The sequence below is a fragment of the Clostridium sp. genome (assembly GCF_036643715.1).
In the GTDB taxonomy this organism is placed as follows: Bacteria; Bacillota; Clostridia; order Clostridiales; family Clostridiaceae; genus Clostridium.
On record NZ_JAVXRL010000085.1, the window covers coordinates 1 to 6,024 of the forward strand.

Annotated in this window: 5 protein-coding genes; 3 read left to right on the plus strand and 2 right to left on the minus strand. The window is 29.9% G+C overall.

Annotation, left to right across the window (positions count from 1 at the left end; all coding sequences use genetic code 11):
• Window positions 1-92: 92 nt before the first annotated feature.
• The gene (locus RSF37_RS14580; protein WP_332565106.1) at window positions 93-443 is read left to right on the plus strand and encodes a hypothetical protein; all 351 of its coding nucleotides are present in this window, start codon (window positions 93-95) and stop codon (window positions 441-443) included.
• 53 nt (window positions 444-496) lie between these two features.
• Here RSF37_RS14580 and RSF37_RS14585 read toward each other — a convergent pair whose 3' ends face one another.
• A complete protein-coding gene (locus RSF37_RS14585; RefSeq protein WP_332565107.1) occupies window positions 497-1,675 on the minus strand; it encodes an ABC transporter permease in 1,179 nt (392 codons plus the stop codon).
• Window positions 1,668-2,399: an ABC transporter ATP-binding protein gene (locus tag RSF37_RS14590; protein ID WP_332565108.1), complete on the minus strand. Its 732-nt coding sequence runs from the start codon at window positions 2,397-2,399 to the stop codon at window positions 1,668-1,670. Before RSF37_RS14590 ends, RSF37_RS14585 begins: the two co-directional genes overlap by 8 nt.
• Before the next feature lie 530 nt (window positions 2,400-2,929).
• On the opposite strand from RSF37_RS14590, the gene carA reads away from it, so the two are divergent.
• The gene (carA, locus tag RSF37_RS14595; protein WP_332565109.1) at window positions 2,930-3,979 is read left to right on the plus strand and encodes a glutamine-hydrolyzing carbamoyl-phosphate synthase small subunit; all 1,050 of its coding nucleotides are present in this window, start codon (window positions 2,930-2,932) and stop codon (window positions 3,977-3,979) included.
• 20 nt (window positions 3,980-3,999) lie between these two features.
• On the plus strand, window positions 4,000-6,024 hold a 2,025-nt coding region (gene carB / locus RSF37_RS14600; protein WP_332565110.1), incomplete at its 3' end, for a carbamoyl-phosphate synthase (glutamine-hydrolyzing) large subunit.

Sequence of the window (6,024 nt, forward strand, 5' to 3'; positions counted from 1 at the left end):
AGTTATGGTTTTTAGTACTAAAATACTTCCAAGAAGTCTGATTAGAAAAATAATATTAACTACAAATAAGTAAAGGGGGAGACTTATATAGTATGGGGGAAGGGAATTTAAAAAGAAACTTAACGTACGTTATGTATTATATAGTTTGTTATATAGTAAGTATTCCATTGTATGCTTTTATAACATTACTAAATGGAGATTTTCTAAGTGATAGAATATTTCCATTCGAAGTACCTTTAATAGTAAACGTAATTATATGTTTTATTATATTTATAACAGCAATGAGTATATCTATAATACCAGCATATATGCTAACTTTGAATAAATTTCAGGAAAAAATTAAAAGTAAATTTATATATAAAATATTTTTCATAATAAATATTTTGATATCAACATTAATTTACTTAGTACCATTTTTCACTGGAAAAATGGATAACTTTTAATATTTAATATAAAGTTAAAGAGTGTCGACTAAGAAGTCGACACTCTCTTTAAATTAAGCTCTAAATATAACTTCTTCTCTAGAGAACATATATTTAGCAAATAATACAGCTAAAACAACATAAGCTATGTGCCATCCAAATACTATAAGTATATGGGTTTCATTAAATACACCTGCCATAACTTCCTTCATTAAAGCAACAGAATTTGCAACTGGTATATTAAATATAAGCATAGATACACTCTTTGCATCCATAAATACAGGAACATATGAAAGAATCATAAATGGCATAACTAATCCAGATAGATAAGTTCCAGCTTCCTTTACAGATTTGGCATAAAGACTTACGCATGTTTCAAGTGAACATATAGCAATTAATAATAGCAATGATATTATAAGAATAAATACTATACTAGTTGGAGTTAAAGAAAGTGAGAAACCATCTTCAAGCCCCGGTAAGTTTTGCATTGCAAAATACATAGAACCTAAACTTAAAATTAAAGCTAAAGCAGACACAACACTCATAGAAACTATTTTACCCCAAAGAAGAGCATTCCTATTACAAGCAGTTGAAAGCAATGGTTCTAAAGTATTTCTCTCTTTTTCACCAGCACCAAGGTCAGCAGCAATTGCAAGAGTTGGTGAAATCATAAGAATAATTATAAGAGAAGGTATCATACCCATAAAGCTACTAGCCATAGGATTAATAGCGGCCTCACTTATACCTGACTTAACAGAAACATCGAAAGGTTTAAGTATTGCAGGATCAATATTTTCAGAAACTAACTTATCAGATACAATTTTATCTGAAAGACCACTAAATAGATGTTCAACTAAATTTGCTGCAATTGATGAGTTGTTTGAGTTTTCATCAATTAAAACTTGAAGATCAGCCTTTTCACCTTTAGCAATCTTTTTATCAAAATCATTTGGTACATCAACGATAAGTTGAATGTCACCATCTTTTAATGCCTTTGTAGGGTCACTTACATCTTTTATATTTATATTTTCTTGAGATTTTAAAATATTAGTAACGCTGGAGTTTAAATCACCTTTAAGAGCAATGTTTATATTTTCAGTAGCCTTTTTAGATGAGTCCTCCATACCTTTAAACATTACATTAAAAATTATTGGGAAAACTAATATAGGAAGTAAAATAGAGAAAATAATAGTCTTCCTATCACGGAAAATATCTTTAAGTTCCTTCTTAAAAACAATTAAAAAATTACTCATGACTGCCACCTCCAATTAAAGAAATAAATACTTCTTCAAGATCATTATTATTATATTTTTCCTTAAGGGTATCTATTGAAGAATCCTCAATAAGTTTTCCTTTGTTTATAATAACAACTCTATCGCAAAGCTTCTCAACTTCTCTCATAGAGTGACTAGAAAAGAGAATTGTCTTTTTTTCTTTTTTACAATCAAGAATAAAATCTTGAATAGTTCGTGCAGCAGTTACATCAAGGCCTGTACTAGGTTCATCAAAAAGCATAACACTCGGGCTATGGACTATTGAACGTGCTATAGAAACCTTTTGTTTCATACCTCTAGAGAACTTAGAAACTTTTTTATCAATATAGTCATCCATATCAAACTTTTTAGATAATTCATTAATTCTAATATCAGCATCTTTATCAGAAATTCCATAAAGGTTAGCAAAATATTTAATGTTTTCTCTAGCTGTTAGCCTATCATAAAGACCCACATCCCCTCCAAATAAAATTCCGATTTCATTTCTTACTTTTATTGAATCTTTAGATGCGGAAAAACCATTAACTATAGCTTCTCCTGAAGTAATATTAAGCATTGTTGAGATCATTCTAAGAGTAGTAGTCTTACCTGCACCATTTTCACCAAGAAGTCCAACTATTTCGCCAGGATTAACTTTAAAAGATACGTCACTAACAACAGTAGCTTTTTTAAATTTCTTTGTTAAGTTTTTAATTTCTAACATAATATCCCCCTTATTACTTTCTTCTTATATTATTTCAAATTTTTAATAATAAATAATTATTAAGAAGAGTATCCCTAATTACTCTACATGTAATATATTACCAAAAAGCGAATAATAATAAAATAATAACATTTTAGATAAAATTTGTAAATAGTATTAAAGAACTTTTTATATGGTAATTATATGTATTTTAAAAAGTAACCAGAACGAAAAATAAAAATGCCTTGACAGAAAATGGAGAGTACAATACAATATTAAAAAAGAATAAATTTTAAAGTTAATATACACTTTAAATTGGTCCTGTGAGGCCAGAAAGGAGTATGCAACTATGTTATCTATAAGTAATAGAAGAATCATAGCTTTGTCTTTAGAGATAAATTTAAATAATAATGAACATACGAGGATGATTAAGAGAGCAATTTAAAGTATTGTGGTCTCTTTATTATCCTTTTTTTTATAAAAATTTATCTTTTAAAGTGTATTTTTAGCATCAAACGTAAAAAGTTAAAAAGTTTTGAGGAGGGCTAGGCATGAAAGCAAAGCTTATATTAGAAAATGGTATTATTTTCGAGGGAAAATCCTTTGGATACGCAGGTGAAAGCGTTGGAGAAGTAGTATTTACAACAGGAATGACAGGATATCAAGAGGTTTTAACAGACCCTTCATACCACGGTCAAATAGTAACAATGACATATCCTTTAATAGGGAATTACGGAATAAATTTTGATGATATGGAATCAAGCAAGCCACAAGTTAAAGGGTTCATCGTTAGAGAGAAATGCAATATACCAAATAATTTCAGATGTGAAATGAATTTAGATGATTACTTAAAGCAAAACAAAGTTGTTGGTATCGAAGGAATAGATACAAGAGCATTAACAAAAATATTAAGAAATAATGGAACAATGAAAGGTGTAATAACATTAGACCATTCAGAACTTTCAGAAGTGAAAAAAGAATTAGATGCATTTTCTAACAAAGATGCAGTAAAAATAGTAACGACTAATAAGGCATATCAAATAGATGGAGATGGAAAGCACGTAGCAATAATAGATTACGGAATAAAGAATAATATTTTAAGATGCTTCAAGAAGAGAGGATGCAAAATAACAGTATTCCCATCAGACGTATTAGCAGAAGAAGTACTTAAAGTAAATCCAGACTTAGTATTCTTATCAAATGGACCTGGAGATCCACAAGATTTAGAAAGAGAAATAGAAAATATAAAGAAGATCATTGGAAAGAAACCTATAGTTGGAATTTGTTTAGGACATCAGCTTTTAGCATTAAGCTTAGGTGGAAACACAACTAAATTAAAATTTGGACATAGAGGATGTAACCACCCAGTAAAAGATTTAGAAACTGGAAGAGTTCATATAACATCACAAAATCACGGATACGTTGTTGATGAAATACCAGAAGATGTTGAAGTAACACATTTAAATATTAATGATGGAACAGTTGAAGGATTAAAGCATAAAAAAATGCCAGTATATTCAGTTCAATTCCATCCAGAAGCATCAGCTGGACCAAAAGATTCAGAATATATATTTGATAGATTTTTAAATTACGCACTATAAGATATTAGGAGGATTAAGATATGCCATTAAATAAAGATATAAAAAGAGTTTTAGTTATAGGATCAGGACCAATCATAATAGGACAAGCAGCAGAATTTGATTACTCAGGAACACAAGCTTGTGAAGCGCTTAAAGAAGAAGGGTTAGAAGTTGTATTAATAAACTCAAATCCAGCAACAATAATGACAGATAAAGAAGTTGCAGATAAAGTTTACTTAGAACCATTAACATTAGAATTTGTAGAGAAAGTAATAGCTAAGGAAAGACCAGATAGCTTACTTGCTGGAATGGGTGGTCAAACAGGATTAAACCTTGCAGTAGAACTTTATGATAGTGGTGTTTTAGAAAAATATGATGTAAAAGTAATAGGAACATCTATTGAATCCATAAAAGAAGGAGAAGATAGAGAGCTATTTAGAAATATGATGAATAGAATAAGTGAACCAGTAATACAAAGTGAAATAGTAACAGACTTTAAAGCTGGTATGGACTTTGCAAATAAAATAGGATACCCAGTTATAGTAAGACCTGCATACACTTTAGGTGGAACAGGTGGAGGAATAGCTGAAACTGAAGAAGAACTTAGTGAAATATTAAAATCAGGTCTTCAGTTAAGTACAATAGGACAGGTACTTTTAGAAAAATCAGTTAAAGGTTGGAAAGAAGTAGAGTATGAAGTAATGAGAGATTCATACGGAAACTGTATAACAGTATGTAATATGGAGAACATAGACCCAGTTGGAATACATACAGGTGATAGTATAGTTGTAGCACCGTCACAAACATTATCAGATAAAGAATATCAAATGCTTAGAACAGCATCAATAAATATAATAAACGCAGTAGGAATAGAAGGCGGATGTAACGTACAATTTGCACTTAATCCTGAAAGTTTTGAGTATGCAGTAATTGAGATAAATCCAAGAGTTTCAAGATCATCAGCATTAGCTTCAAAGGCAACAGGATATCCAATTGCAAAACTTGCAGCTAAAATTTCATTAGGATATGGATTAGATGAAATTAAAAATGCTGTAACTCAAAAAACATATGCATGTTTTGAACCAAGTTTAGATTACGTAGTATGTAAAATTCCAAAGTGGCCTTTTGATAAGTTCTTTGGAGCAGATAGAGCTCTTGGAACAAAGATGATGGCAACTGGAGAAATAATGGCTATAGGATCTAACTTTGAGCAAGCATTCTTAAAAGGAATAAGAAGTTTAGAAATAGGAAGATATTCATTAGACTTTAAGAAGTTTAGAGACTTAAGCATGCAAGAATTAAAAGAAAGAGTTGTAACTCCTGATGATGAGAGAATATTTGCTTTAGCAGAAATGCTTAGAAGAGATTATAGAGTAGATAAAGTATCAAGAACAACAGGAATAGATGAATTCTTTGTAGAAAAAATAAAATGGATAGTTGATGAAGAGCAAAGATTAAAGCTTAGTAAAGTAGAAGATTTAGATAAAGAATGGCTATTAAATTTAAAGAAAAAAGGATTCTCAGATAAGGCTATAGCAGACTTCTTAAAAATATGTCCAGAGGACGTAAATAGATTAAGAGATATATGGAACATTAAACCTTCATACAAGATGGTTGATACATGTGCAGGAGAATTTGAAGCTTTATCACCATATTATTACTCAACATATGACCAGTATGACGAAGTTACTATAACTAAAGATAGAAAGAAAGTAATTGTTATAGGTTCTGGGCCAATAAGAATAGGACAAGGAATAGAATTTGATTATGCTTCAGTTCATTGTGTAAAGGCACTAAAGAGCATGGATATAGAAACAATAATAATAAACAACAATCCAGAAACAGTAAGTACAGATTTTGATATATCAGATAAGTTATATTTTGAACCATTAACAGAGGAAGATGTTTTAAATATAATAGAAAAGGAAAATCCAGATGGGGTTATACTTCAGTTTGGTGGACAGACAGCTATAAAGCTTGCTAATTTCTTAAAGGAAAAGAATATAAAGACTTTAGGAACAACAGCAGATCAAATAGATATGGCAGAAGATAGAGAAAAGTTTGAT